At 47.8% G+C, this 25,430-nt stretch carries 21 protein-coding genes; 16 read left to right on the plus strand and 5 right to left on the minus strand.

Translation table 11 applies throughout. From position 1 onward, the window contains the following. Window positions 1-7 precede the first annotated feature (7 nt). Together ppk1 and CWC22_RS02660 are read right to left on the minus strand one after the other, a co-directional pair. Window positions 8-2,095: a polyphosphate kinase 1 gene (ppk1, locus tag CWC22_RS02655; RefSeq protein WP_125558346.1), complete on the minus strand. Its 2,088-nt coding sequence runs from the start codon at window positions 2,093-2,095 to the stop codon at window positions 8-10. A 209-nt stretch (window positions 2,096-2,304) separates the two neighbouring features. Further along, entirely contained in the window at window positions 2,305-2,808 is a 504-nt protein-coding gene (locus tag CWC22_RS02660) for a glycine cleavage system protein R (RefSeq protein WP_010383290.1), read from the minus strand. A gap of 455 nt (window positions 2,809-3,263) precedes the next feature. Here CWC22_RS02660 and CWC22_RS02665 point away from each other — a divergent pair, with 455 nt between their 5' ends. From CWC22_RS02665 to CWC22_RS02700, 8 genes are all read left to right on the plus strand, one after another. Beyond that, window positions 3,264-5,498 (plus strand): ABC transporter permease subunit, encoded by a 2,235-nt coding sequence (locus tag CWC22_RS02665; protein WP_138536791.1) that lies wholly within the window; start codon window positions 3,264-3,266, stop codon window positions 5,496-5,498. 15 nt (window positions 5,499-5,513) lie between these two features. Beyond that, complete coding sequence (gene pstA, locus CWC22_RS02670; RefSeq protein WP_138536793.1) at window positions 5,514-7,163, plus strand: phosphate ABC transporter permease PstA; 1,650 nt, start codon at window positions 5,514-5,516, stop codon at window positions 7,161-7,163. Window positions 7,164-7,192: 29 nt separating this feature from the next. After that, the gene (pstB, locus tag CWC22_RS02675; protein WP_010383287.1) at window positions 7,193-8,020 is read left to right on the plus strand and encodes a phosphate ABC transporter ATP-binding protein PstB; all 828 of its coding nucleotides are present in this window, start codon (window positions 7,193-7,195) and stop codon (window positions 8,018-8,020) included. An 82-nt stretch (window positions 8,021-8,102) separates the two neighbouring features. Then, the gene (gene phoU / locus CWC22_RS02680) at window positions 8,103-8,804 is read left to right on the plus strand and encodes a phosphate signaling complex protein PhoU (protein ID WP_125558340.1); all 702 of its coding nucleotides are present in this window, start codon (window positions 8,103-8,105) and stop codon (window positions 8,802-8,804) included. Window positions 8,805-8,898: 94 nt separating this feature from the next. Next, window positions 8,899-9,051 (plus strand): hypothetical protein, encoded by a 153-nt coding sequence (locus CWC22_RS02685; protein ID WP_164517484.1) that lies wholly within the window; start codon window positions 8,899-8,901, stop codon window positions 9,049-9,051. 303 nt (window positions 9,052-9,354) lie between these two features. Continuing rightward, window positions 9,355-10,032 (plus strand): TIGR00153 family protein, encoded by a 678-nt coding sequence (locus tag CWC22_RS02690; protein ID WP_010383283.1) that lies wholly within the window; start codon window positions 9,355-9,357, stop codon window positions 10,030-10,032. Window positions 10,033-10,082: 50 nt separating this feature from the next. Then, on the plus strand, window positions 10,083-11,351 hold the full coding sequence (locus CWC22_RS02695) for an inorganic phosphate transporter (RefSeq protein WP_125558338.1): 1,269 nt from the start codon (window positions 10,083-10,085) through the stop codon (window positions 11,349-11,351). Window positions 11,352-11,428: 77 nt separating this feature from the next. Further along, complete coding sequence (locus CWC22_RS02700; protein WP_125558336.1) at window positions 11,429-12,349, plus strand: hydrogen peroxide-inducible genes activator; 921 nt, start codon at window positions 11,429-11,431, stop codon at window positions 12,347-12,349. Window positions 12,350-12,640: 291 nt separating this feature from the next. Here the strand turns inward: CWC22_RS02700 and CWC22_RS24395 are convergent, their stop codons facing one another. Further along, complete coding sequence (locus CWC22_RS24395; RefSeq protein WP_010383280.1) at window positions 12,641-12,844, minus strand: hypothetical protein; 204 nt, start codon at window positions 12,842-12,844, stop codon at window positions 12,641-12,643. Between the two features lie 164 nt (window positions 12,845-13,008). Beyond that, entirely contained in the window at window positions 13,009-15,519 is a 2,511-nt protein-coding gene (locus CWC22_RS02705) for an EAL domain-containing protein (RefSeq protein ID WP_138536795.1), read from the minus strand. Window positions 15,520-15,786: 267 nt separating this feature from the next. On the opposite strand from CWC22_RS02705, the gene queA reads away from it, so the two are divergent. The 8 genes from queA (at window position 15,787) to CWC22_RS02745 (ending at window position 24,799) form a co-directional block, all read left to right on the plus strand. Beyond that, window positions 15,787-16,827 (plus strand): tRNA preQ1(34) S-adenosylmethionine ribosyltransferase-isomerase QueA, encoded by a 1,041-nt coding sequence (queA, locus tag CWC22_RS02710; protein WP_125558332.1) that lies wholly within the window; start codon window positions 15,787-15,789, stop codon window positions 16,825-16,827. A gap of 188 nt (window positions 16,828-17,015) precedes the next feature. Further along, window positions 17,016-18,140 (plus strand): tRNA guanosine(34) transglycosylase Tgt, encoded by a 1,125-nt coding sequence (tgt, locus tag CWC22_RS02715; protein ID WP_010383277.1) that lies wholly within the window; start codon window positions 17,016-17,018, stop codon window positions 18,138-18,140. Window positions 18,141-18,173: 33 nt separating this feature from the next. After that, complete coding sequence (yajC, locus tag CWC22_RS02720) at window positions 18,174-18,512, plus strand: preprotein translocase subunit YajC (RefSeq protein WP_125558330.1); 339 nt, start codon at window positions 18,174-18,176, stop codon at window positions 18,510-18,512. Window positions 18,513-18,533: 21 nt separating this feature from the next. Next, entirely contained in the window at window positions 18,534-20,393 is a 1,860-nt protein-coding gene (gene secD, locus CWC22_RS02725) for a protein translocase subunit SecD (RefSeq protein ID WP_010383274.1), read from the plus strand. Window positions 20,394-20,402: 9 nt separating this feature from the next. Beyond that, window positions 20,403-21,344 (plus strand): protein translocase subunit SecF, encoded by a 942-nt coding sequence (gene secF / locus CWC22_RS02730; RefSeq protein WP_138536797.1) that lies wholly within the window; start codon window positions 20,403-20,405, stop codon window positions 21,342-21,344. A 66-nt stretch (window positions 21,345-21,410) separates the two neighbouring features. Further along, window positions 21,411-22,004 (plus strand): hypothetical protein, encoded by a 594-nt coding sequence (locus CWC22_RS02735; protein ID WP_138536799.1) that lies wholly within the window; start codon window positions 21,411-21,413, stop codon window positions 22,002-22,004. Between the two features lie 87 nt (window positions 22,005-22,091). After that, the gene (locus CWC22_RS02740; RefSeq protein WP_138536801.1) at window positions 22,092-23,879 is read left to right on the plus strand and encodes a bifunctional diguanylate cyclase/phosphodiesterase; all 1,788 of its coding nucleotides are present in this window, start codon (window positions 22,092-22,094) and stop codon (window positions 23,877-23,879) included. 128 nt (window positions 23,880-24,007) lie between these two features. After that, complete coding sequence (locus tag CWC22_RS02745; protein ID WP_138536803.1) at window positions 24,008-24,799, plus strand: substrate-binding periplasmic protein; 792 nt, start codon at window positions 24,008-24,010, stop codon at window positions 24,797-24,799. Between the two features lies 1 nt (window position 24,800). Here the strand turns inward: CWC22_RS02745 and CWC22_RS02750 are convergent, their stop codons facing one another. Next, window positions 24,801-25,424 carry a hypothetical protein gene (locus CWC22_RS02750; protein ID WP_138536805.1) on the minus strand — a complete coding sequence of 208 codons (624 nt, stop codon included), beginning with the start codon at window positions 25,422-25,424 and terminating at the stop codon, window positions 24,801-24,803. Window positions 25,425-25,430 lie beyond the last annotated feature (6 nt).

Here is a 25,430-nt window from a genome sequence, read left to right on the forward strand (position 1 = left end):
GCTGCCCTTATGTATTGGATTGATTACTTTCCCACTTTTTCAGATGGTCATAGATAGCTATCTGGGAGCGGATCTTCTTCTTATTACCGCGACGAACATAGAGATTCTTCTGTTCGCTGTCAATGATCCGAGCTTTGGCCCTGTCTTTGAATTGCAGCTCGAGAATATCGATGATCAGTTGCTTGAGTGATTCATCATAGATAGGCGCACCGACTTCAACCCGGTGATCCAGATTGCGGGTCATCCAGTCGGCAGAAGAAATGTAGACCTGCGGATCACCTGCATTTTCGAAGACCATCACCCTGGGATGCTCTAAAAAGCGGTCGACAATACTGATCACTTTGATGTTCTCACTAAAGCGGGGTAACCCGGGTACCAGGGCACACATGCCGCGAATGATCATGCGGACTTTTACGCCGGCCATTGACGCATTGTACAAGGCGTCGATGAGCTCTTTGTCTACCAGGTTATTCACCTTGACGGTGATCTTGGCTGTTTTACCTGCCTGAGCGTTTTTGCTTTCCTGATTAATCAAAGTCAGAATTTTCTCTCGCGCATTGAGCGGAGAAATCATCAGGTGCTTAAAATTAAAGGGTCGGTAGCTGCTCTCGATAAACTTGAACACGTCGTCACACTCATCACAGATCTCCGGGTGTTTTGTGAATAAGCTGAAGTCGGTGTAAATTCGTGCTGTTTTTTCATGGAAGTTACCGGTTCCGATGTGGGCGTATTTAACTATCTGGCCCTTTTCTTTGCGGTGTACCACGCACAGTTTACTGTGTACTTTCAGTGCCGGGATCCCCACCATGACCTTGATGCCATAGTCGCTGAGCATTTTCGCCCATTCAATGTTGTTTTGTTCATCAAAGCGGGCTTTGAGCTCAACCATCACGGTGACTTTCTTTCCGTTTTTGGCTGCATTGATCAGCGAAGACATCAACCTTGAGCGAGACGCGACACGGTAAATATTGACCTTAATCTGAGTCACTTTGGGATCAAAGGCGGCCTGGCGCACATATTCAAGCATGTGATTGAAAGTGTGGTAGGGGTAATAAAGCAAAATATCTTGTTTTGAGATAGCCCGGAAGATGCTTTGGTGTGCGTTGAAGGCTTCACTTTGTAGCGGTGGCAGTGGTTTATTTTCCAGATAGCCACGGCCGACGTTAGGAAAGCCGATGAAATCGCGGAAGTTCCGGTACGGGCCGCCCGGGATCAGGGCGTCCTGACTGGTTACGCCAAGGCGCTTTTTCATCACTTTCAGTATTTCTTCTGGCATCGCTTCGTCATAGGTCAGGCGCACAGGCTCGGCATATAAGCGCTGTTTGAGACCCTTCGACATTTTATCCAGCAGACCTTCTTCAATTTCGTCGTCGAGGTTGTACTCGGCATCCCGGGTCAGTTTTATCTCATAGCCTTCAATGCTGTCAAAACTGAGAAAGTTCCTGAATACTTCGTGGAGGTAGAAGCGTACGACTTCATCAAGCATGACAATGGTTTTGTGACGACGGGTTTTCTCCGGCGGTAACAGAATAAAGCGTTCCAGACGATCAGTGGGCAGCTCAAGCAGAGCATGATGTTGCTTATCACCGCGCATTTCGACAAACAAATAGGTCAGGGCGTCATTGATGTGATCTGAGTAATCTTTGTTCTCGCTAAGCAAAATAGGGCACATATGCTGTAGCACTTGATCCTGAAAATACTTAGCCAGCCATTGCTGGTGAAAATCCGACAGCTCAGCAGGCTTTTTGATATGAATGTTGTGCTCATTCAGGTCAATCAGGATCTGATCGTAAATGTGTGAGAACTTCTTGCCCAGTTCCAGTACTTTCTTGTTCATCTGGTTAAGCAGCGCTTCGTCTTCGTCAAAGTCCGCCTCGGGCAGGTTACTTAATAAGATACGACGTTTTACATCGGCAACACGGACACGGAAGAATTCATCTAAGTTATTGGAAAATATCCCCAAGAATCTGATCCGTTCAATAATTGGATTGCTTTTGTCTTTGGCTTCTTGAAGCACACGTTCGTTAAAAGAGAGCCAGCTCAGCTCCTTGGCAAAGTAGCTGATGGTAATGGGATCGTTAGATAATGCCTGCATCTTTCTGTCCATGGTAATTTAAAGCTGCGCGTAGAATATGTCGGTAGTGTGACACTTATATGACATGCGCTGTCATGTCACCAAATTATCAACAAAGTGTAGACCACTCTGCCTGGTTTGCTTTGTTTGATATCAAAGTGTCTGTACATTGAAAGAACATAGGTGGAATGACCGGTAAGGCACCGTAACGACCTTACCGGATAACGCTATTAAGGTTGTTCAACATCCACGATCAGATCGCTGGTGATCGCCTCAAGCGCTTCGACAACGTTGTCTTTTAGCATCCCTGCAGGCAGGCTGACGGTGGCAAATGCGCTAAATATCGGTACTCCCCAATTTGGTGCGCTTTGTTGTTTAGAATTAAGGTGGGTAATATTCGCCCCCTTATGACGGATCACCGCTGCCAGCTCCTGTACAATGCCAGGTCTGTCATTACCTGTGATCACCAGGTTGAGTGTTTCCGGCTCTGTGCTGTCGGTTTGCTCGCCATTGGCAATCCGCACTTCCAGCTCCGGGATATCAAGTACGGCGTTTTGTAGCTCTTGCAAGTGCTCCTCTGCTACTTCAACCTGTACTATCCCTGCAAACTGTCCGGCGAAGTGGCTTAGGTTACTGGTTAGCCAGTTACCGTGATGGTTAAGAATGGTTGAGGAAACCCTTTCAACGAGACCTGGTTGGTCCTTGCCTATAAGTGTTAGTACTAACTGCTTCATATCACATGTCTCTTATTATTGGTGGCTCGGTATCTAAGCCCTGAATGAAAGCGAATAATCGCTCTATAAGCCTAGTAAATGAAACTTATTTGTCTACTTCCGATAATGGATACAATGTAAAAAATTGCAAAAATCACCGGTGTCACTGTAATCCAGACCTTACTTGGGGTGTTAAGTTCCTTTGACAGCACGCAATATCATTATTTCCCGGCTGTCGGTATGCGGTGTCTTTCTTTGTGTGTGGGAGATTTTTTTTGAGGCAATATCGGTACTTTGGTGTAAAGTTGGGAACGGTTTGTCCGTGGTTTGAAGCGGTCAGGCTGAGAAAATACGCCAAGGACAGTACAGAATTACGGCCAGTCTGTAAAAGCGGGCAGACTTGGGTTGAGGTGTAACACAACTGTCATCTTGATGAAATATAATGCGCCGCAGTTTGATTATGAAAGGGTATTTTGATGACTTCCAATCCGCAAAAACCATCCTTTAAAACGGATAGAAGCCGTCTCTTAAAGGACCGCTTTGCCCAGTTTGGCATTACCTCAGGTGGGGTAATGGTATTGGTCGCTTTGCTATTGATATTCTTCTATTTGCTTTATGTTGTTCAGCCTATTTTCGAATCCGCTAAGGTCGAAAAACGGGTTGATATTGCATTGTCTGCCGAGAAGCGCTACTTCGCGCTGGGTGTAGAAGAGCAAACAGAGATTGCGTATCTGCTGGACAACACCGGTCAGGTTGATTTTTATCAGGTAAAGGGCGACAACACGGGCTCGCTGCTGAGCACTTTGCAAACACAGCTTGATGGCCAGATCACCAGCTTTGCGAAAAGTGCACCATTTCTAGGTCAGTATGCATACGGCCTTGACAACGGTGAGGTGCAAATCCTTAAGCCCAATTTTGTGGTTACTTTCCCGGGTAATCAGCGTGTGATGAAGCCACGTCTGGGTTATCCGCTGGATGGCCAACAATTGTTGGTTGATGAGCAGCGTCAGGCGCTGAAAAAGTTTGCTTTCAGTCATTACGAAGACAAAACTGCCGTGGTTGCACTGACAGCCGACAAGCGCGTGATCTTCGCGTCGTTTGCGGCTGAAGAAAATATGTTCTCGGGTGAAATGGAATGGCAGGTAACGCGTACTGAATTACCTATTGAAGGTCGCATTGACGATCTGCTTATTTCGCCAGACACAACGCGTACTTTTGTACGTTCTGCAAATCAGATTTATATCTTTGACACTCGCTTTGCGGACGATATCAAGCAATTCCAGTTATTGGCAGCCAACGAAGAAAATGCCAACCTGGTCAGCATGGCGTTGCTGGCAGGTGCCAACTCGCTGATGCTGGCAAACGACAATGGCGAAGTGTCGCAATGGTTTGAAGTGAACACGGACGATGGCCGTGAGTTTGCCAAAATTCGTGCTTTTGACAGCGATAAGAGTAAGCACATGAGAGTGCACAGTGAGTTTTATCGCCGTACTTTCTTTACCACCACAGAACAAGGTGAGCTGGGCGTTTACTACACCACCAGTGAAGCCGAGCTGTGGCGTGGTAAGGTGGCTGAGCAGGCCATTGATGCCTTCGCGATTTCACCGCGAGCCAATGCAGCGTTATTGCTGACGGGCAACCAGGTGAGCGTATTTGAGATCCACAATGAGCACCCGGAAGTGACCTGGTCGGCATTGTGGCAGGAAGTTTGGTACGAAGGTTACCCGGAGCCGGCGTATACCTGGCAGTCTACATCTGCCAGTGATGATTTTGAATCCAAATTCTCATTAGTACCAATTTCGTTCGGTACGATTAAGGCAGCGTTCTACGCCATGCTGTTTGCGGTTCCGATTGCCCTGTCTGCGGCGATTTATACTGCTTACTTTATGTCGAGTGAGTTGCGCCGTGTGGTAAAGCCAACGGTTGAAATCATGGAAGCACTGCCTACCGTTATTCTGGGTTTCCTGGCAGGTCTGTGGTTAGCACCGCTGATTGAAAGCCACTTACCAGCGATTGTTGCTCTACTGCTATTACTGCCATTGGCCATTCTGGGTACGGCGCTGGGTTGGACTAAGCTGCCGAAAACCATCCGTCACCTGATCCCGGACGGTTGGCACTCAATCTTGCTGATCCCGGTCGTTTTGCTGGTTGGCTGGTTATCATTTGCCATGAGCGACGTGATTGAAGGATGGATGTTCGGCGGTAACGTACGTCAGTATCTGACCAACGAACTGGGCCTGACCTTTGATCAGCGTAACTCTCTGGTTGTAGGTATTGCGATGGGCTTTGCGGTTATCCCGACGATTTTCTCAATTGCTGAAGATGCGGTATTTAGCGTGCCTAAACACCTGTCTAATGGTTCACTCGCACTGGGTGCAACTCAATGGCAAACCCTGGTTCGTGTAGTCCTGCTGACAGCCAGCCCAGGCATCTTCTCGGCGGTGATGATGGGACTTGGTCGTGCCGTGGGTGAAACCATGATTGTACTGATGGCGACGGGTAATACACCGATTATGGATTGGAGTATCTTCCAGGGGATGCGTACTTTGGCGGCGAACATTGCGGTAGAAATGCCTGAATCGGAAGTTGGCAGTTCACACTATCGGATCCTGTTCCTGGCAGCCTTTGTATTGTTTATTTTTACTTTCGTATTTAACACGATGGCTGAGTTTGTACGTCAGCAGCTGCGTGAAAAATATAGCTCAATGTAACTGGAGTGAGATGACATGGTAAGACAGTGGTTTAAGTCAGGATCTCCGTGGATCTGGATGACAGGTGGTGCGGTCAGCATCAGTTTGATCTCGGTACTGGGTCTGCTTGCGATGATTGCGTGGAAAGGGCTGAGCTTTTTCTGGCCTTCCGAAGTGGTGGAAATGCACTTGCAAGGCTCGGTTCAGAAACAAACCGTCATTGGTGAAATCTACGACAGAGAGTTAGTGCCTAAATCTCGACTGGAAGCGACGGGCCTGGATTTTTCTAATCACCCAGGCGAGTACATCGAGCGCTTATTGGTAAAAACGGGTAACCGTGAGTACGTTGAGCTGGATTTCCGTTGGATCCTGTCCACCGATATCCAAAGTCAGTCAAAACCGGCGCAGCTAGCGGTCTTTGAACGTACTAAAAATGGTAACTTCTACGGCTACGTTGAGCGTGTTATTCGCGACGGTCAGGTTGTCACTGACAACCCGGTAGAAGCGCTGGAAGAGATGGTTGAACGTGCTGTAGATCTGAACGATGAAGCACTTGACCTGCAAAACGGTGAGATTGGCCACATTAACTATGAGCTGGAGCGTTTGCGTCTTAAAGAGCGTGCTTATCAGCTGGATAATGAACTGACGCCTGAAATCATCGCAGATCTGGAAGCGCAGCGTGCTGCCTTGCGTGATGAATACAAAGTGCTGGAAAAGACGCTGTTTGAACTGCGTAACGGTGCGAAGCGTGACCAGGTCGTGGTGCGAGACATGCGTGGTGAAGAAGTAACGCTGCCTTTGTATCAGGTATTAGACTTCTGGTTCCCGAATGACATGGGTTTCTTTGCTAAACTGGGTCACTATATGTCGCAAATTGGTAAGTTCATCAGCGATGACCCACGTGAAGCGAATACTGAAGGCGGGGTATTCCCGGCCATCTTTGGTACTGTGTTTATGGTTATGCTGATGGCGGTAATTGTGACCCCATTTGGTGTTGTTGCTGCGATTTACCTACACGAATATGCTGCGAAAAATGCTGTGACTAAAATGATCCGCATTGCGGTGATCAACCTGGCAGGTGTTCCGTCTATCGTATACGGTGTATTCGGTTTAGGTTTCTTCGTTTATATGCTGGGTGGCTCACTTGATGCTCTGTTTTACCCAGAAGCTGCACCGAGTCCGGTATTTGGTACGCCAGGCGTGATTTGGTCAGCACTGACACTGGCAATCCTGACGCTGCCTGTGGTGATTGTATCGACCGAAGAAGGCTTGTCCCGTATTCCAAGCACAGTGCGTCATGGTTCGCTGGCACTGGGCGCGACCAAAGCCGAGACCTTATGGCGTATTATTATTCCTATGGCCAGCCCGGCAATTATGACCGGTCTGATCCTCGCGGTTGCCCGAGCAGCCGGTGAGGTTGCACCGCTGATGCTGGTGGGTGTGGTGAAAATGGCACCGACCTTGCCGCTGGATGGTAACTTCCCGTATATTCACCTTGACCGGAAGTTTATGCACCTGGGTTTCCATATTTATGATGTGGGCTTCCAGAGCCCGAACGTAGAAGCGGCACGTCCTTTGGTGTATGCGACCGCCTTCTTACTGGTAACCGTGATCATTGCACTGAACATCACTGCAATTGGGATCCGTAACCACCTACGTGAAAAATTCAGAGCTTTAGAGCACTAATAGTAAAGTATTTAAATAGGTAAACATTTATGATTACAGTAGCGCCACAGGTAAATAATGCAGATACCAGCAAAAAGTTGGATCTGGAAAACTTGAGCCCGGAACTAACCGCGTTAGAGATCAAAAACCTTGACCTTTACTATGGTGACAAACAGGCTCTGAGCAATATCAACATGTTGATCCCACGCGGTCAGGTAACAGCGTTTATCGGCCCGTCGGGTTGTGGTAAATCGACGCTATTGCGTTGTATTAACCGCATGAATGACCTGGTCGACACGTGTCGTATTGAGGGAGAAATTAATCTCAACGGCACCAACATTTATGACAAAAGTGTTGATGTAGCGGCTCTGCGCCGTAATGTTGGTATGGTATTCCAGCGTCCAAACCCATTCCCTAAGTCTATTTACGAGAATGTTGTTTACGGTCTACGCTTACAGGGTGTAAAAGACAAACGTAAGCTAGATGAAGTGGTGGAGCGCTCACTGCGTGGTGCTGCTTTATGGGATGAAGTAAAAGATCGTTTGCACGACAGTGCATTTGGTTTGTCGGGTGGTCAGCAGCAGCGTCTAGTTATTGCACGCTCAATTGCGATTGAGCCAGAGGTATTATTGCTGGATGAGCCAACCTCGGCACTAGACCCTATCTCAACTTTGGTTATTGAAGAGCTGATCAACGACCTGAAAGAAAAGTACACCGTGGTGATCGTTACTCACAACATGCAGCAGGCAGCGCGGGTATCCGATCAAACAGCCTTTATGTACATGGGTGAACTGATCGAATATTCAGATACTAATACTCTGTTTACAACACCGACCAAGAAGAAAACCGAAGACTATATTACCGGTCGTTATGGTTAATTCATCGGGCTCAGCAAAGCGCTGAGTCAGCGCCTCCACAAGGAGGCGCCTATGCCGTGTTGAAACAAATTAGGAACTGACTATGGAACATAATATTAATAAGCATATCTCTGGCCGCTTTAACGAAGAGCTGGAGAACGTTCGTAACCATGTACTGAGTATGGGCGGACTGGTTGAACAACAGCTAAACTTGGCCCTCGATGCAGTGAGCCATTGTGATGAAAATAAGGCCCGTAAAGTCAGCGAAAACGACTATCAGGTGAATGCCATGGAAGTGAGCATTGACGAAGAATGTACTCGCATTATTGCTAAGCGTCAGCCGGCGGCCAGTGACTTACGATTGGTTGTTGCCATTGCAAAAACCATTGCAGATCTGGAGCGTATTGGTGATGAAGCAGAACGCATTGCGAAAGTAGCACTGGACTCTTTCACGAAAGATCAGCAGGACTTGTTGGTGAATGTGGAAAACATGGGTCGTCTGGTTTCTCAGATGCTACATGATGTGCTGGATGCATTTGCCAGAATGGATGCGCAGCGGGCATTTGAGGTACATAAAGAAGACGCTAAAGTTGACCGTGAATATGAAGCACTTACGCGTCAGATCATGACCTATATGATGGAAGACCCGCGTTCAATTCCAAAAATTATGGACCTGATCTGGTCAGTTCGCTCACTCGAGCGCATCGGTGATCGTTGTCAGAATATTGCAGAATATGTAATTTATTTCGTTAATGGCAAAGATATTCGCCATACTTCTCAGGAAGACATCGAAAAGTCACTGTAGTACTAAAAATAAGCAAGTACCAATAGTAGACACTGTGTTGTTTTTTATTTATAACTGTTTGTGAGTAAAAAGTAATCAATAGAAGGAATGAACTATGAAACTAGCTCTGAACAAAAAAAGTATGAAACAACTTGCGATGAAAAGTAAGTCACTCAATGACAAAATGACGCCCCAGATTGCAGGGGGAGTCGGGCCCATGCATACGGAGTTAACTTGCTATCAGGATTGTTTTGTAAAGGAAGTATGATCTGGTGCGGGCATGAACATGAGCGAGCTATATGCTCGCTTTGTTCGAGTTAATTCCGCCCAGGCTTGCTCATACGTTACAAAATTATCCAATCTCGTTAGGGGATTTATCTGACTATTTTTTCTATGTTTATTGTAGAGTTAAGCAAACAGAAGGTTGCTGTCTTTGCGTGACAACCTTACAGTTTGTTAAACGTGATTGTGCCGTTAATCAGAACTTCACACGAAAAAGCGTTCACAATTTGGCTTAATACTGTAAAATTGCGCCCTGCACATGCATATTAATATGATTTAAGGGTCAGTTATGCCTAGTAATGCATTTTTAGGAGTGTTCGCAAAGTCTCCTATTAAGCCGATTGAAGAGCACATAAAGATCGTCCATCAAGCCAGTGAAACCTTGATCCCGTTCTTTAATCATGCCTTCAAAGGGGAATGGACCGAGGCCGATGCGCTTCGTGTGCAGATCCGTAACCTGGAAAGAGAAGCAGATACATTAAAACGTGAAGTGCGCCTGCACTTGCCACGTGGTCTGTTTATGCCAGTAGAACGTACAGATTTACTGGAACTCATTACCCACCAAGACAAGATCGCCAATAAAGCCAAAGACATCGCTGGACGTGTAATTGGTCGTGAACTGGAGATCCCTGAATCAATTCAAGCCGACTTTTTGGCGTATCTGACACGCTGTGTTGATGCGACAAAACAAGCCTCAGAAGCCATCAACGAATTCGATGAACTACTGGAAACCGGTTTCCGTGGTCGCGAAGTTGCACTGGTCGAAAAAATGCTCGTTGAACTGGATGCCATCGAGGAAGATACCGATGAGATGCAGATCCGTATTCGTATGGGATTACGCAGCATTGAAAGTGAACTCAATCCAATTGATGTGATGTTCTTATATAAGATCATCGAGTGGGTTGGTGAGCTGGCAGACATTGCTGAGCGCGTAGGTTCACGACTGGAGCTGATGCTGGCGCGTTAAGCGTGCACCATCTGCCTTCACACAATTAGTTAAGAATTAAAGGTTTTACAATGGATATCATTGCATCCTATGGCACGCTATTGATTATTATAGCGGCCGCAGTTGGTTTCTTTATGGCCTATGGTATTGGTGCGAACGACGTAGCCAATGCAATGGGTACATCGGTTGGTTCTAAAGCACTGACCATCAAGCAGGCGATCATCATCGCGATGATTTTTGAATTTGCCGGTGCCTACCTGGCCGGTGGTGAGGTAACGTCAACGATCCGTAAGGGGATCATCGATTCAACCCCATTTATGGACGTACCTGAACTGATGGTACTGGGCATGATTTCGGCCCTGTTTGCCGCTGGTACCTGGTTATTATTGGCTTCAATGCTAGGCTGGCCGGTCTCGACCACGCACTCTATCATTGGTGCCATCATAGGTTTTGCGCTAGTCGCTGTGGGCAGCGAAGCCATTCAGTGGGGTAAAGTCGCAGGTATCGTGGGCAGCTGGATTGTCACCCCGGCCATTTCTGGCTTTATTGCGTACCTTATCTTTATGAGTGCGCAGAAGCTGATTTTCGATACAGATAAACCGCTTGAGAACGCGAAGCGCTTTGTGCCTGTGTATATGGGTCTGGCTGGTTTCGTGATGTCACTGGTGACAATTAAAAAAGGCCTGAAGCACATCGGTGTTGATCTGGGTGCTGTAGAAGGGTATGCGCTGGCTATCGGTATTGCAGTGATTGTTGGCTTGATTGGTAAAATGGCCATCAACCGTCTGAAAATCGACCCGAATGCGGATAAACAAATGCACTTCAACAACGTTGAAAAAGTGTTTGCTATCCTGATGGTATTAACGGCATGTTGTATGGCGTTTGCGCATGGTTCGAATGATGTTGCCAACGCGATTGGTCCTTTGGCTGCGGTGGTAAACATCGTGGAGCACAATGGTGAAATTGCCAAGAAGGCTGCATTGGCGTGGTGGATCTTGCCTCTGGGTGGTCTCGGCATCGTAGTCGGTCTGGCTGTATTGGGTAAAAAAGTAATTAAAACCATTGGTGAAGGCATCACGCACCTGACGCCAAGCCGAGGTTTCGCTGCCGAACTTGCTGCTGCGTCGACCGTAGTGATTGCATCGGGCACGGGCCTGCCAATCTCAACCACGCAAACGCTGGTTGGTGCGGTACTGGGTGTTGGTATGGCACGCGGTATTGCCGCGCTAAACATGGGTGTGATCAGAAACATTGTGGTTTCGTGGGTTATCACATTGCCAGTTGGCGCTGCCCTTGCTATTGTTATATTCTACATTCTGAGAAGCGCGTTCGGCGTTTAACAGAAAGGACAGACTTTTAGCTTGAAAAGATCTCAATGCCTTTGGTGTTGGGGTCTTTTTATTTGTGGGTATAAAAAGTGAATAACTTACCAAGCATTAAACAGTTACAGTATCTAATTGCCGTACATCAGCACCAGCATTTTGGTCGTGCTGCGGAAGCTTGTTTTATTGGCCAGTCAACCCTGAGCAGTGCCATTCAGAATCTGGAAGAAACCCTGGGATGCCAACTGATAGAGCGTGAAAACCGCAGCCTGATGTTTACGGATGTGGGCGAAGAGGTCGTTGAGCGTGCTAAGCGCATCATTGGTGACACCATCAGTGTGGTGGAATTGACCAAGAGCTTTAAACACCCGCTATCGGGCAAACTGGTTTTAGGGATTATTCCTACCATTGCTAGTTTTATTGCCGCGCCCTTATATCGCTTTTGTAAAGATGCTTTCCCTGAATTGCAACTGGTTTTGGTAGAGGATACCAGTGACCGCTTACTCGACAAGTTGGAGCAGGGGCATATCGATATGGGCATGCTGGCACTGCCCTACCGGACAGAGAAATTTCATACTCAAGTGATAGCCCGGGACCATTTCTCTTTGGTACGTCACCTGGACTACCAGGTACCTGAGCAGCTGGATGATTTTAATGTGTTGCCTGAGCAAAGTGTCTTTTTGCTGGAGCGGGAACACTGCATGACCGATCATGCGCTCAGTGCGTGTCACCTTAATCGTAGTGCGTGTATCAACCCTTTCGAAGCTGCCAATCTGCATACCTTGTTGAGTATGGTGGAATATCAAAATGGCGTGACCTTTTTGCCACAGATGGCACTCAACGCCGGGATCCTGGATGGTAAGCCAATGGTCGCGACGGCGCCGCAACCAGATGCCTATCGAGAGATTGGCTTGTTATGGCGCAAGACCACCGGACGGATCCGTGATTTTCGATTGTTCAGTGACAAAGCGGGCGAGTTTGTAGCGCAGCATTGCAGTGAGACGAACAACCGATAATATTACCAATTTCACTTAATACCTTGTTCGATTTGAAGGAGCAAATAAGACGGTAACGGCGTTAAAAACTTCTCATTTAGAACCTTATACCTTAGACATAGGTTCACAAATTTTAGCCTCGCCTATATGGACGTAGGTGCCTCAGCGATAGCAGGACGCGGGAGCGGTGTTACCGACCCTATTTTTTCACCTCAAAATAGAACTCTTAATTAAGCAAATTGGTATAAAATCATGAAGGGCAGTTGCCCTTCATGTGTGATAGTCAGTGCTGAAATGGGCCGTGAAGTGCGGTTACGACTCCAAAGAACCCAACTGGCGGCTTGATTTGAGGTCGGGCAAGAATAATAAGTAAACCCACACCACCAGGTTAAAGTAAGGCACTAAGCCCAGTAAGGTAAAAAACAGTTTAGGGTAGCCTTTGTGGCTTGCGCTTCGGTAACATTGTACGGCGATAACAACGTATATGAGCAACAATATAATAGACAGCTGTACCATTGCGATTCCTCCATTTCCATAGCCAGACGTGTCCAAATCCGTTGAATGTCTTGTAAATACCTGTGTTTCAGCTATTTAAAGTGACACGTCAAAATGTACGCTTAATTATAGATGAGAATTACCCAAGAGGCAGCTATATTTTAGTCGAATTTTGTACAAAAAGACTAGCAGGCTGTTTTCTCAGATAAAATAGTTTGCAGTACTGCAGTAAGCTGTTCAACCGGTAATGGGCGCGAAATATAGTAGCCCTGACCATAATCAATGCCAATCTCTTTGAGTGCGTCAAAAATCTCTTTGCTCTCCACATACTCAGCCACTGAGCGCTTATCCAGCGAGTGACTGATGTCATTCACGGCTTTCACCAGCGCTAAATCTATCGGGTCATTGAGCATGTCACGTACAAACGAGCCGTCAATCTTAACATGTTGAGCTGGCAGCTGTTTTAAGTAGCTGAAGGTACTGAATCCGGTGCCAAAGTCATCGATAGAGAAGTGACAGCCGAGCTCATTGAGTTTGGCAATCATCGCCTGTGTGGCACTGAGGTTATTAATACTGGCCGACTCGGTGATCTCAAAAATAATCGCACTGGCCGCGACCTGGAACTCCGCCAGACAAGACTGAATATGCGGTAACAAGCGTTCATCGAGGAAAGACTGTGCGGATAAATTGACGGAGACCTGATGTAATTCGGGGTGACTTGCGATGGCGCGAATGCACTCGCGGATCACACACTGATCCATCAGATAGGTATCGTTTAGCAACTCCAGCGCCGGGATAAACTGGTTTGGGTAAACCAGGTTGTCATCTATACGTAATCTTAATAAGGCCTCGAAGTAGGCCACCTGATTGCGTTTAAAATCCCAAATTGGCTGGTAGTGCAGTTCAATGTGATTATTTTGCAGAGCCTGACGCACATTGTGCCCCCACTCCAGGCCAGTTTGCAGGGTGCTGTTTTGCGCATCTTCTTTGCTGTAGCAGTGAACCAGATTACGGCCTAAGTTTTTAGCAATGTATAGCGCAATATCGGCCTGCTTTAGGCACTCACTGGGATCACTGTTCTGATGTGTTATCTGTGCTAAACCAATAGAACAACTGATAGTATAACTGGCTTCCTCAGAATGAAACTGATGATGCTCAATGGCGCTACAGACACTTTCAGCCAGCATATGTGCATCCAACAGGGGAGTATGTTTCAGTAAAATCGCAAACTCATCACCTCCAATTCGGAAGATCAGGTGTTCATCTGCAATGTGTTCACCAAACAGTTGGGCGACCTCTTTGAGCACAATATCACCTTGCTGGTGACCTTTGCTGTCATTGATGATCTTAAAGTGGTCCAGATCAATATAGATTAGCGCATGTTCAAGGTGTGCGTCTTGTTTTGCCTGTTCACAGAATAGGTTTAATTGCTGATCGAAGTAGTAGCGGTTATGCAGTCCCGTCAGGGTGTCGTGTAAAGCAAGATGGCGTAACTGAAGCTCAGCCTGCTTGCGTTCGTGAATGTTGTCTATGGTCGCCGTTATAGTGGCAGTACTGGTGACGTTTTTTATGAGCTGAAAACGACATTCTACCCAGAGTGAGCATTGGTTACTTTGCATCACTTGTAGCTCAAGCAATGCCGATTGTTGCTCACCCTGCTGGACCTTAGTCAAGACTGTCGCCAGTTTTTCCCGATGCTCTGCCAGCACGTAGTCAAACATACTGGTATGCATGCTGGCCTTGAGTTTGTGGCCTACCAGCTGTTCCCAGGCTGGATTTAAAAAGCGGATCACGCCCGCGGTATCCAGCTCCATCACAACCGTATTGAGGTGCAGCAAAATGCGCTGGTGTGCTGAGAACAAGTCTTTGTAGCGTCGCTCGCTACGACTCAGTTGCTCGACTTTTTCGGCAAATTCCGCATAACTCACCATAAAGTCTTCACGACGGGCCGCATGGTCGCACACTTTGCTGAGTAAAGACAGATCATAAGGCGCTCGGACAAAATCGGTGACGCCCAGCAAGAGCAGTTGCTCGGCATAGTCGGCATCACGGTTGTCTATGATGGTCACAATGGCCTGACTGGGTTTGTGCTGTAAAATATTGGCGACCAGTTCTTTACCCGAGTCACTGTGTGTTGCAGTGGCATCCAGCAAAACAATTGCAAACTCATTTTGCAAGAATTGCGACAGTGCCCCATTGGTGGTGGTGACATGAGTGGTCGTAAAGTTCAGGGATAAATGCTGACAGATCTCATCCGCACGGGTTTGATCCGGCTCGAGCAACAGCAGGTTTAAGCGACTGCTTTTTTCCAGGTGTGTAGATAACACATTTGCCAGTACCTGAGGCAGTACATCCTGACGCTCCAGAGGCAGCACTGCATCTATGCTATAACTGCGTGCTGTGGTTTCAGCAATACGTTCACAATAAGTGGGGGGCGTCAGTACAATTGGGGTATTTTTCGGGGTTTTTAATAGTCCGGAGCGCACCATACGAGAAAATCGCCAGCCATCAATTTTTCCGACATTTAGCCCGGTAATGATTAGATCTACGGCTTGTTGCTTTAATACACCCAGTGCCGCTTGCGTATCACTGTGCTCAACGATGCGAAAGACATTCAGCGAGGACAAGGTTTTGACGATCAGCTGGCGCTCTTGTTGATCCGCATTAACCAGCAATAATGTGAGTTGCTTTGCCATGGTGTTACTACCTTAAACCCATGAAATAAGTAAACAAGTTTTTGCCCTTACAGTCAGTGATATGTCTCGCTTTGTGCACTTAGGATGTGCCCGGAACTTTAGGGGGCACGATACGGCGCGTTTTAGCTGCGAATTTTCGTACAATAGCGACTAGATTAAAGCTATTTTTCTATACTGACAAGCGTTACATAGTTTTACCTCAGCACTTGATTTAGCGTAGGTGGATCACTAGACTTGGCGCCTATTTGCATTAATTTGAGGTCTTCTATGCGCGTTGCTGACTTTAGTTTTGAACTCCCTGATGAGCTGATTGCTCGCCACCCTAAAAAAGAACGCTCCAGTAGTCGTTTGTTGACACTGGATGGCAACACTGGTGATTTACAGCACAAAGTGTTCAAGGACATTGTCGATTTGATCAATCCGGAAGATCTCATTATTTTCAATAATACCAAAGTGATCCCGGCGCGGATGTTCGGGCAAAAAGCCACGGGTGGTAAGCTGGAAGTGCTGGTTGAGCGAGTACTGGATGAGCACAGTGTGTTGGCACATGTACGAGCGAGTAAATCGCCAAAAGAAGGCGCAGAGATACTACTTGAAGGTAAAGCCAAAGCGACTATGGTTGCCCGCCACGGGGAGCTATTTGAGCTCAAGTTCCACGGTGACGCTTCGGTGTTATCGATTCTGGACGAAATCGGTCATATGCCGTTGCCACCTTATATTGATCGTCCTGACGAAGAAGAAGATAAAGAGCGCTACCAGACTGTGTATGGGGAGAAGCCGGGCGCCGTTGCAGCGCCTACCGCCGGCCTGCATTTTGACGACGCGCTGATGACCCAATTAAAAGACAAGGGCGTCGAGATGGCGTTTGTGACGCTTCACGTTGGTGCGGGAACCTTCCAGCCTGTGCGTGTGGATGATGTGAATGACCACCAAATGCACTCTGAATATATTGAGGTACCTCAGGAAGTGGTCGAGGCAATTGCCGCTGCGCGTCAGCGTGGTGGTCGGGTTATCGCAGTTGGCACAACCTCTGTGCGTTCACTGGAGTCTGCTGCCAAAGCGCACCCGGATGAGCTGAAGCCGTTTTATGGTGACACCGATATCTTCATTTATCCGGGCTATCAGTTCCAACTGGTTGACGCCATGGTGACCAACTTCCATCTGCCTGAGTCAACATTGATCATGCTGGTGAGTGCCTTTTCGGGACAGTCGCATATTATGCATGCCTATGAAACTGCGATTGCCGAGCAGTATCGCTTCTTCAGCTATGGTGATGCCATGTTCCTGACCAGGCAGGACAAAGCGTAATTGTAAAAACCCAGCATTAAGGCTGGGTTTCTCTATTTTAACCCCTGAATTCTGTGGCTTGGCGCTTTAAAGTGCTAATTTAGCCCCAATATTATTGCCACTATGGTAGAATCGGACGGTTTTCAGTATAGCCAGGTGTCGCATCTGGTTAAGAGTAAGTTGGACTGTTTTTCCGACCAGAGGTAAGTATGAAATTTGAATTAGATTGTACACAGGGTAAAGCGCGTCGTGGCCGCCTGATTTTCGATCGCGGAGTGGTTGAAACACCGGCATTTATGCCTGTGGGTACGTACGGTACCGTAAAAGGTATGACGCCAGACGAACTAAAAGACACTGGTGCACACATCTGCCTGGGTAACACCTTCCATTTGATGTTACGTCCGGGCACCGAGATCATCAAACAACATGGTGATCTGCATGATTTTATGAATTGGGATAAGCCAATCTTAACTGATTCGGGCGGTTTCCAGGTATTCAGCTTAGGGGCTATGCGTAAGATCAGTGAAGAAGGCGTGTTATTCCAGTCTCCGGTCAACGGTGAGCGGATCATGCTGTCTCCGGAAAAAGCGATGGAAGTTCAGCGTGATCTGGGCTCTGACATTGTGATGATTTTTGATGAATGTACGCCATACCCTGCCACTGAAAAAGAAGCGCGCGACTCAATGGAGTTGTCATTACGCTGGGCTAAACGCTCGAAAGAAGCACATGGCGACAACCCATCTGCTCTGTTCGGTATTATTCAGGGCGGCATGTACCCGGAGCTACGCGCTGAATCTCAGGCTGGGCTTGAGGACATTGGCTTTGATGGCTATGCGCTGGGCGGTCTGTCTGTGGGTGAGCCAAAAGAAGATATGATCAATATTCTGGATCATTGTGCTTACAAGATGCCAGAACAAAAACCGCGTTACCTGATGGGCGTGGGCAAGCCAGAAGATTTGGTTGAAGCGGTGCGCCGTGGTATCGACATGTTTGACTGTGTGATGCCAACCCGTAACGCTCGAAATGGTCACCTCTTTATCACTGGCGGTGTGATTAAAATCCGTAACGCGGTGCATAAAACAGACACTGGTCCGTTGGATCCTGAGTGTGATTGCCACACTTGTAAAAATTACTCACGTGCTTATTTGCATCATTTGGATAAGTGCAACGAGATCTTAGGTGCGCGTCTTAATACTATCCATAACCTGCGTTATTATCAGCGCCTGATGGAAGGGATGCGTGAGGCTATTGCGGCCGGTACATTTGATCAGTTTGTGGCTGATTTCTATGCCCGACGTGACAGACCGGTTCCGCCGTTGGCCGACACCGAATAACAGTTTGCAATAAAAATTAAATGAGGAAGAGCTATGAGCTTATTTATGTCTAGCGCGCATGCCAGTACGGCAGCCGCAGCACCAGCCGGTGGCGAGTGGAGCATGTTGATCATGCTGGGTATTTTTGGTCTGGTATTCTATTTCCTGATCTACCGCCCACAAGCGAAGCGTGTCAAAGAGCATAAAGATCTGATGAGTGCGCTGACCAAAGGTGATGAAGTACTAACTCAGGGTGGCCTGGTTGGTAAAATCTCTAAGGTTGCAGAAGACAAAGATTTTATCGTTATTGCCCTGAATGATCAGGCAGAAGTAACGGTACAAAAATCAGCGATTTCAGCTGTGCTACCAAAAGGCACAATGAAGTCGCTATAAACTAGCAATAAGGATGATCCAGTGTTAAACAAGTACCCAATGTGGAAATATTTACTTGTGCTCGCTGTATTGGCCGTAGGTATTTTATACGCTACACCTAACCTGTATGGTCGTGATCCGGCCATACAGGTTTCTGGTACTAAAGGTACCAATGCCGATCTCAGTGTGCTCGACCAGGTAAATAAAACACTTAAAGACAATAGCCTCACCGTAAAATCGACTGCCCTTGAAAATGGCCAGGTTTTGATCCGCTTCACGAATGTTGAAGATCAGCTAAAGGCGCAGGATCTGCTGCGTAATACTCTGAGTGACGATTATATCTCCGCCATAAACATGTCACCTGCACAGCCTGACTGGTTAAAGAATTTAGGTGCTAACCCAATGAAACTGGGTCTGGACCTGAGCGGTGGTGTTCATTTTACGATGGAAGTGGACATGGCAACGGCCATGGACAAAGCATTTGAGCAGATGGAGCAGGATTATAAGAGCGATCTAAGAGAAGAAAAACTACGTTATCGCTCGATTCGTCGTGTTGCCAACAGTGACCGTATTCAGGTGGTCATGCGTTCTGATGAAGACCGAGATGCCGCTGAGCGTTTTCTTAAAAAGCGTTACCCGGGTAATCTGTTTATCAATGACAGCAGCAACGGCCTGGCGTTTTTCTCAACGCTGAGCGAGTTGAAAATCAAAGAACTGCGTGACTACGCCATCAAACAAAACGAAACCATCATTCGTAACCGGATCAACCAGCTGGGTGTAGCAGAGCCGAACGTACAGCGCCAGGGTGCGGAACGTATTATCGTTCAGCTTCCAGGTGTACAGGATACCGCGCGTGCGAAAGAGATTTTAGGCGCGACGGCGACGCTGGAATTCCGTGAAGTTGACCAAAATGCTGATGCCCGAGCGGCAGCCCAGGGTCGCGTGCCTCCGGGTTCTGAAGTGATCATGCACCAGGCCGGTTATCCCGTTGTTGTGAAAAAACGTGTGGTACTGGAAGGGTCGCACATCACAGGCGCACAGTCTGGTCTTGATGAGTATCAACGCCCTAAAGTAAGCATCAACCTGGACAGCAAAGGTGGTGCGAAAATGAGTGCCTTTACCAAACGTGCGATTGGCAAACCGATGGCAACTGTTTTCATCGAATACAAGCCGTCAGGTAAAGTCGACAAGAATGGTAAAGCGCTGCCGCCAATCAAAGTGGAAGAAGTCATCAATGTGGCAACTATCCAGGCGCGTTTGAACAGTTCTTTCCAAATCACCGGTATTAACACGCCGGCAGAAGCCCATAACCTGAGCCTGTTGCTGCGAGCAGGGGCACTGGTTGCGCCGATCCAAATTGTTGAAGAGCGTACGGTGGGTCCGAGCCTCGGTCAGGAAAACATCCAGGCAGGTATGACTGCGGTTGTTCTGGGCTTTGCATTCGTACTGGCATTTATGCTGATGTACTACAAAGGCTTTGGTCTGGTTGCGAACCTGGCGTTGGCTGCCAACCTGGTCATGATTGTGGGCGTTATGTCGATGATCCCAGGGGCCACACTGACGTTACCTGGTATTGCTGGTATCGTACTAACCGTCGGTATGGCAGTTGATGCTAATGTACTGATTTTCGAGCGTATCCGTGAAGAGTTGGGTGAAGGACGTAGTCCTCAGCAAGCCGTTCATCATGGTTATGACAGTGCCTTTAGCACCATTTTCGACGCCAACATCACCACGCTGATCGCTGCGGTGATCCTGTTCTCAGTGGGGACAGGTCCGATCGCAGGTTTCGCAGTGACACTGGCTATAGGTATCTTAACGTCGATGTTTACGGCTATCGTCGGTACTCGTGCGGTGATCAATGCGGTCATCGGTGGCAAGCGAATTAACTCGCTTTCAATCTAGGAGACGGACATGCAGTTATTAAGAATTAAAGATACCATCCGTTTTATGTCGGCACGTAAAGTGTCAATGGCATTTTCTGCGCTACTGATCCTGGCCTCTATTTTAAGCCTGACGTTCAAAGGCATGAACATGGGTCTGGATTTCACTGGTGGTACGGCAGTAGAGGTGGGTTTTTCGCAGCCTGCGGATTTGCCAAAAGTACGTAGTACGCTGGCAGAGAATGGCTTCCCGGATGCATCGGTCACGCTGTTTGGTTCAAGTCAGGACGTGCTGGTACGTCTGGCTCCGCGTGATGATGTGAAAGCTGAAATCCTGGGTAACCAACTGGTTGATGCGCTGAAGCAGGTCGACAGCAACGTTGAAATGCGTCGTATCGAGTTCGTTGGCCCGAGTGTGGGTGAGGACCTCAAAGAGCAGGGCGGTCTGGCAATGCTGACTGCATTGCTGTGTATCCTTATCTATGTTGCGTTTCGATTCGAGTGGCGTTTTGCTGTCGGTGCGGTTGCCGCTTTGTTCCACGATGTGATCCTGACCATGGGTTTATTCTCATTGCTTGGACTGGAGTTCGACCTGACGATTCTGGCCGCGATCCTCGCCGTGATAGGTTACTCACTAAATGATACCATCGTTGTATCTGACCGGATCCGCGAAAACTTCCGTAAAGTTCGTATTGATGACACGTTGGAGATTATTGATATCTCGCTGACACAGACACTGAACCGGACGTTAGTGACATCAATCACAACTATTCTGGTATTGGTTGCCCTGTTTGTCTGGGGTGGCCAGACCATCCATGGGTTTGCAACGGCCTTGTTATTCGGTGTATTCATCGGTACTTACTCATCAGTCTATGTCGCCAGTTCAGTGGCGGTTGCGATGGGCGTGAGTAAGGAAGATCTGATCCCGGTTGAAGTGGAAAAAGAAGGCGCCGATCTGGATGCCATGCCATAATCAACCAACTAGCTAACGGAAGCCGCGATTGTATCGCGGCTTTTTTGTGAGAACGGGGGAAATACTATGCGTAAGGAATGTGCAGCGGCATTCGTTTGCTTATCGCTATTCGGGTGTTCTGAGCCATCAGGGCCGGCGGCTAATGCCCGGGCTGCGACATCTGCTGTGCAGGGCAGTGGCATTGAACCGTATGCGTTGTTAGCCAGCGAGTTACTGACAGACATTCGTATCCAGCGTGATGCAGGGGTGATCCAGGCTCGTGCGGATGACCTGATACAGCAAAGTGATGTGGTCCTGGATGCCTTTAAACGGGCTTACCCACAGTGCCGGTCTTATCTGGATGCGGTATTGACACTCAGAGCGTCTTTGGCTGAGATGTCTCTTGCAGCACTGGAACAAGACTATCATGGCGATGGCAAGTTACCTGAGTTACCTGAGTTACCCGATCCGGTGTGCTATCATAGCAAAGATTTAGTGGTGCATCCTGCGACGGTTTTGGTGATGGCAAAAGGGGGGCTTGCAGGCGACGACGCGTATTTGGAAGCGGAACTGGAAATGGTCGAGGTGATGGCCCATATTGAACAGGTAAAACAAGCATTTAAACGCGTTGAGGTGAGCATAGAGCAACAGGGAGTTGCAAATGATTCAACATCAAATTAGGTACAATCGTCTTTTTGACATATAACTGTCATGTAAAATTGATAATTTGCTCGATTATCAATCAAACCTCATCTTGGTCATCGAGCAGTGGACTCAACGCAGATCCTTTTGGATGAAATCATCGCTAACAAAGCCGTTTATACGGCATTCCAGCCAATCTATGACTTGGCAAAGGAGCAGGTGCTGGGCTTCGAGGCTTTAAGCCGCGGTAAGCGTGGTTCTGTGTTGGAGCAACCAGATAGTTTGTTCGCGGCAGCCAGTCGCTACGATCGTCTGTCGGAGCTGGAATTGTTGTGCCGTCAGAGGGCCATTACTCAGTTTGTGGCGCAACAATTGCCCGGCAAGCTGTTTCTTAATGTTAGCCCAAAAGCACTGCTGGACCCTCGTCATCCGAGGGGGGAAACCTTACACCTGGTTGAACAGGCTGGATTGGCAGCCAGCCGTATAGTGATTGAAGTGACTGAGCAAGATAAGGTCGATGATGGTTTTTTGTTGTTAAAGACCATAGCCCACTACCGTCAGCTGGGTTTCACTATCGCCATTGATGACTTAGGTGCAGGCTATTCCGGGCTAAAGCAGTGGTCAGAACTCTGTCCTGACTTTGTTAAAGTGGATCGTTATTTCATCGACTATTGCGATCAGAGTATCGTTAAACGAGAGTTTCTCAAGTCTATTATTGAACTGGCTAAGGCAACCAATACTGCGGTGATTGCGGAGGGCATTGAGCGGATGGAAGAGCTCGCTTTACTGGAGCAGTTAGGGATTGTGAATGCGCAGGGATATCTGTTGGCTAAACCAAGTGAGCAGCCGGCTCTGGAGATGATCAATCTGGCACAGCATCGTCACAGCAGCAGTAAGGATAATCCATTTGAGCAGTCTATTGCGATTGGCTGGCTGGCGAAGGACGTTGCTGCAATCCACACCTGTACTCAATGTCTTGATGCCCATCGACATTTTGAGCGTGATAAACGACTGATGAGTTTGACTGTAGTGAATGATGCAAGACAGCCTGTTGGCTTGCTGCATCGGGATCAGTTGACGGAAGTGTTTGCTGCCCCCTATGGTCATGCCTTATTCGATAAAAAGCCAGTGACTGAGCTAATGGACAAACAACCGCTGATTGTTGATGAGCAAGAGCAACTCGACAGTGTCAGCCAGCTGATCACTGAGCATGAATTCGACATCCGACGTCATATTATTATTACCCGGGAAGGACGCTATCTGGGTTTGGCACCTTTAAGGGATATCCTGAAGCACATTACCGACGAAAAGATCCGCCATGCGCAACATGCCAACCCGCTAACCATGCTGCCGGGCAATGTGGCTATCAATGAGGCCATTGAACAACGCCTACGTGCTATGCATGGCTTTTCGCTCGCCTACATCGACCTCAATCATTTTAAGCAATTTAATGACCTTTATGGTTACGCCAGTGGCGACAGTGTGATTAAGTTGCTGGCAGAGGTGACAGTCGCTGTGTGTAAACATAGCCACTGCTTTGTCGGCCATATTGGCGGCGATGACTTTATGGTGGTGTTTGACAACGACGATGCTGAAAACCTGTGCCATGAGATAATTCAGCGCTTTGAAGCCCAGTCTAAAGCTTTCTTTACGCCAGAGCATGTTGCGGCTGGCGGTTACTGGGCCAGTAATCGTGAAGGTCAGAAGCAATTTGTGCCGTTACTGACGTTATCTATCGGGCTGGTATCACCGGATGTGGAATCCTGTAGTAACAGCCATCAGGTCGCTGCATTGGCAACCGACGCGAAAAAAGAGGCCAAGCGCTATCGCAACAGTTATTTGTTTGTCTGTAATCGTCGCAAGCCCAGTGCTCCGGTCGTGCGGTTAGAAGCGGTCAGTAGCTTGGCTACTTAATTCAGCGATTTATGACAACACAATCTCGGTTGAGTATTGTTGCAGTTAGGTGTAGTTTGGAGGTCAGGGTGATATGTCCTTGGATTGCACAATACAGGACTGACAATTCAATATGAGCTAGGTGGTGTATGGTAAAACGGGTTATCTATCTGATGCTGTTACTGCTTGGTGCGGCGGTCGAGGCAAAGTCCACCATTTATGTTGCAAAAGAAATGCGGCCCCTCTATGACCGGGATTTGTTTCTTTATGAATTGCTCGACTTATCGCTAAAAGCGGCTGAATACCCCTTTGATATTCAACATGTTAAGGTCCACCCACATCAACAAAGAACGTTACTGGCATTGAGCAAAGGTGAGGTTGACCTGCACTGGAGCATGTCGAGTCCGGCGCGAGAAAAGCTGGCCATCGCGGTTAAGTTTCCACTCTTTGATGGCCTGATTGGCAAGCGTGCGCTGCTGGTACATCGTGAGCAACTGACCCGGTTTGAGGCTGTTCAAAGCAAAGCCGGGCTAGCTAAGCTGGTTGCTGTGCAGGGACATGACTGGCCGGATACCAAGATACTGGCTGCTAACGGATTAAAGGTCAGGCCGATAGTGAATTACCAGGCGATGTTTGATTTGGTGATCAATCAAAAAGCAGACTATTTTCCCCGTTCAGTGGTTGAGGTGGATTCTGAGCTCGCAGCTCAATCTGCCGCTGAACTGGTCAAATTGCCCGGTGTTTATTTGTCATACCCAGCACACTTCTACTTTTTTGTGAACAAGCAAAAACCAGAACTGGCAGAAAAGCTGGATCAGGGTTTGAGGCGCCTGAAAGACAATGGTCAGTATGAGCAGTTACTGGCGCGCTATTTTGATCTCTCCTTCTTAGCGACAGCACAGCCGATATATCTGGATAACCCATTCTTTCACACTGATTGACCTATTTGGCGCTACCTTGCGGGCTCAGACGCTGTTGTTGGCAGGTGATCATGGTGAGCACTAAGAGGATGCCACACACCGATGAATAAAACAGATAGCCCGTTACCTCAAATGCATAGAAGAAAAGGGTGATGTCATATCCTCTGCCATTACGCAGATAGTTCTCGAATAAGGCTAAAAAGCTAAATATGGCGGTGAGCAAACATAGCCATGGCAGCAGGGTATCCGCAAAAGTATAATAGATACTTCTGTTTGGAAAGAGGCGTTTAGTTATCTCCATCCGGTAGATTAGCAGCACTAGTAAAATAAGCTCTTTGATAAAATGCAGACCAAAAATCAGACTGTTTTGGAACAGACGGTTTTGCGTCTCTGAGGTCAGGCTGATCAGGCCAGTTGAGAATAGCAAGTTTTCATAAATAATGGGAAACAGGGCCAGTCCTGTTAACCCGCACAGGTTCACATCTTTCAGTCGGACACCAATGATAAACAGGCCGCTAAGTAAGAGAGAGTATGCCGAAAAGACGTAGAAAGTTGCGTCGCGAAGAATGATCAATATCAGACTGAGTGCGACTATGGCCATCAGCAAGGGGCTATTGATATAGCGAAAGTGGACCGCGAAGGCCATGCATCA

This window comes from Pseudoalteromonas rubra (assembly GCF_005886805.2).
Lineage (GTDB): Bacteria > Pseudomonadota > Gammaproteobacteria > Enterobacterales > Alteromonadaceae > Pseudoalteromonas > Pseudoalteromonas rubra_D.

Excerpts from the sequence above, each read along its gene's own strand:
- ppk1 (WP_125558346.1), bottom strand. The coding sequence starts at position 2,095 with ATGCAGGCATTATCTAACGATCCCATTACCATCAGCTACTTTGCCAAG.
- CWC22_RS02660 (WP_010383290.1), bottom strand. The coding sequence starts at position 2,808 with ATGAAGCAGTTAGTACTAACACTTATAGGCAAGGACCAACCAGGTCTC.
- CWC22_RS02665 (WP_138536791.1), top strand. The coding sequence starts at position 3,264 with ATGACTTCCAATCCGCAAAAACCATCCTTTAAAACGGATAGAAGCCGT.
- pstA (WP_138536793.1), top strand. The coding sequence starts at position 5,514 with ATGGTAAGACAGTGGTTTAAGTCAGGATCTCCGTGGATCTGGATGACA.
- pstB (WP_010383287.1), top strand. The coding sequence starts at position 7,193 with ATGATTACAGTAGCGCCACAGGTAAATAATGCAGATACCAGCAAAAAG.
- phoU (WP_125558340.1), top strand. The coding sequence starts at position 8,103 with ATGGAACATAATATTAATAAGCATATCTCTGGCCGCTTTAACGAAGAG.
- CWC22_RS02685 (WP_164517484.1), top strand. The coding sequence starts at position 8,899 with ATGAAACTAGCTCTGAACAAAAAAAGTATGAAACAACTTGCGATGAAA.
- CWC22_RS02690 (WP_010383283.1), top strand. The coding sequence starts at position 9,355 with ATGCCTAGTAATGCATTTTTAGGAGTGTTCGCAAAGTCTCCTATTAAG.
- CWC22_RS02695 (WP_125558338.1), top strand. The coding sequence starts at position 10,083 with ATGGATATCATTGCATCCTATGGCACGCTATTGATTATTATAGCGGCC.
- CWC22_RS24395 (WP_010383280.1), bottom strand. The coding sequence starts at position 12,844 with ATGGTACAGCTGTCTATTATATTGTTGCTCATATACGTTGTTATCGCC.
- CWC22_RS02705 (WP_138536795.1), bottom strand. The coding sequence starts at position 15,519 with ATGGCAAAGCAACTCACATTATTGCTGGTTAATGCGGATCAACAAGAG.
- queA (WP_125558332.1), top strand. The coding sequence starts at position 15,787 with ATGCGCGTTGCTGACTTTAGTTTTGAACTCCCTGATGAGCTGATTGCT.
- tgt (WP_010383277.1), top strand. The coding sequence starts at position 17,016 with ATGAAATTTGAATTAGATTGTACACAGGGTAAAGCGCGTCGTGGCCGC.
- yajC (WP_125558330.1), top strand. The coding sequence starts at position 18,174 with ATGAGCTTATTTATGTCTAGCGCGCATGCCAGTACGGCAGCCGCAGCA.
- secF (WP_138536797.1), top strand. The coding sequence starts at position 20,403 with ATGCAGTTATTAAGAATTAAAGATACCATCCGTTTTATGTCGGCACGT.
- CWC22_RS02735 (WP_138536799.1), top strand. The coding sequence starts at position 21,411 with ATGCGTAAGGAATGTGCAGCGGCATTCGTTTGCTTATCGCTATTCGGG.
- CWC22_RS02745 (WP_138536803.1), top strand. The coding sequence starts at position 24,008 with ATGGTAAAACGGGTTATCTATCTGATGCTGTTACTGCTTGGTGCGGCG.
- CWC22_RS02750 (WP_138536805.1), bottom strand. The coding sequence starts at position 25,424 with ATGGCCTTCGCGGTCCACTTTCGCTATATCAATAGCCCCTTGCTGATG.